The organism is Streptomyces sp. NPDC091649, assembly GCF_044756785.1.
Lineage (GTDB): Bacteria > Actinomycetota > Actinomycetes > Streptomycetales > Streptomycetaceae > Streptomyces.
On sequence record NZ_JBIVTR010000044.1, the window covers coordinates 1 to 1,708 of the forward strand.

General features: G+C 71.7%; 1 pseudogene. It reads left to right on the forward strand.

Going from position 1 to position 1,708, the window contains the following annotated elements:
• Window positions 1-154: 154 nt before the first annotated feature.
• Window positions 155-1,708: pseudogene (locus ACIQMU_RS31565) on the forward strand (hypothetical protein); the annotation flags it as partial.

Below are 1,708 nucleotides of genomic sequence, written 5' to 3' on the forward strand. Positions count from 1 at the left end.
CGCGCCGACCTCCATCTCGGCCTTCTCCAACTCGCCTGCAGCATCATCTGCTTGAGACGACTCAAAACCTCATTTTGAAACCGTCAGTAAGCCGCTGGGGCGCGGCCGCCGTCGGGGTGATGGTGGCCAGCCCGGCGCGTTCGGCGGCGAGGCGTTGCAGGGCCTGCGCGCGCGAGACGTCGCTGGGCCGTACGCGCTGCTGGGCGGCCGCTTTGGAGCGGAGTTCTTCGGCCCCGAGATTCTGCCGGTGTGGAGTTGGCGCGATGGCTCACAGCTCGCCGGTGGCGACCGTGTCGCGGAGATCCGGCTCGGAGCGGACCGCATCGTCCTCGCCCAGCGCAACGACGTCGACGGGGCGGGCGGCATCGGGTTCGAGGTCCTCGTGGGATGCGCGGCCGATGACGAGTGCGAGGGCCAGGTGTGGGCCCCGGCCTGCAACGTCACCGACTTTCTGTGCGCCCTGACCGGCGAGCTGATGACCGACCCGGACGTGCGCTGCACCATCCACGGCCCGGGCGACGAGGAGGACCAGGCCGACGACCCCGAAGGCCCCGCCGACCTCGCGCAGGAGCCGAAAGGTGCACACTCCACTCCGACCAAGGAGCACACCGCCTTGACCACCACGCGCACCTTCACCGCCACCGCCGACGGCGCCGTCTGGGCCGGCATCATCAGCCCGGTCGGCGCCGTCACGGTCACCGTCGACCCGACCATCACCCACGCCGTCATCACGCTCAGCACGGCCCAGGACGAGGTGCCGCTCGCCGAGGCGGTGGCCGCCGCCACCCACCGTGAGCGCCCCTACCGGAGAATGCAGTGCATCCGGGTCGACGTCCCCGAGGCCCGTGCCGAGGACCGGCCGGCCTTCCACGGCGGCTCTGGCTCCACGTACAACTTCGGCCGCGACTCGGTACTCACCCAGCACTTCGGCACGATCAACGGGTCCGTGACCGGTATGACGATGGACAACGGCGAGATCAGTATCGGCGGCCGGAAGATCGTTTCCGGTGGCCGCGTCGTCGTCACGGAAGGCGCCCGCGTCCGCAGTGGCGGAACGGACTGCGGCTCCATCAACGTCGCCGTACAGCTGCCCAGCTCCACGTCCTGCCTCCGCCTGGGGACCACCAGCGCCGACCTCACCGTCCACGGCGACCGGCAGATTCCGGGCGTCCGCTCGGTCAGCGGTGAGGTCCGCGCCCAGGGCGCCGGCACGCTCTACCTTGCGACCACCTCCGGTGACACCGAGGTGGAGCAGGTCGGCGAGCGGGCCGAGGTCTCCACGGTCTCCGGCGATGCCCTGATCGGCGCGTACAGCGGCACCACGTGCAAGATCAGCAGCGTCTCCGGCGACGTCACCCTCACCGCGACCCGGCCTCCGACGGCGGCATCGCCATCGGCACCGTCAGCGGCGACATCACCATGCGCCACACCGCCCGCCTGGACGAGCGGATCAGCACTGTCGCCGGCGCCGGCTACCGCTGCTGACGCCGCGCCGGGGCGGCCGCCTCCGGCTACCAACCTCACTGGCCGCCCCGGGCCTCCCACCCGCTCCCAAAGGAGCTGGGGGCAGACACATCGTCCCTCGCCTCCCCCTGGAGCCACCATGAGTCCCGGCCCCGACGAGCAGGCCCGCGCTGAGCTGGGCGCCCTGGTCGCCCAAGCGGCCCGGCACCGAGCCACCGAGCGCGGGCGCCTGGATGCCGAGTTC